The sequence below is a fragment of the Brevibacterium sp. SIMBA_078 genome, from assembly GCF_046534565.1.
Taxonomy (GTDB): domain Bacteria; phylum Actinomycetota; class Actinomycetes; order Actinomycetales; family Brevibacteriaceae; genus Brevibacterium.
The window spans coordinates 1-247 of the sequence record NZ_JAWRYQ010000461.1; the positions used below are offsets into that span (position 1 = coordinate 1).

1 protein-coding gene is annotated in these 247 nt (G+C 45.7%); it reads right to left on the reverse strand.

Annotated elements, in window-relative coordinates:
* The coding region (locus tag SB749_RS20415) for a UDP-N-acetylglucosamine 2-epimerase (protein ID WP_410711917.1) at positions 1–247 on the reverse strand (247 nt) is incomplete at both ends.

Sequence of the window (247 nt, forward strand, 5' to 3'; positions counted from 1 at the left end):
ATACGTTGAGACGCTTTGCCATCACCGTATGGATTATGAGCCTGACTCATCTTTAGATAGATCGCTTCGTTTTCAATCAGATTACTCACTTCAGCCACGATGGTAGGACCATGAGTACATACTAGTTTGACGGTGCCGGCTTCAACTGCTTCTTGACGCTCAGTAGTGGTACGCATGACCAGTACTGGGATACCAAGCGATGGCGCTTCTTCTTGGATACCACCAGAATCTGTCAAAATAATATGAC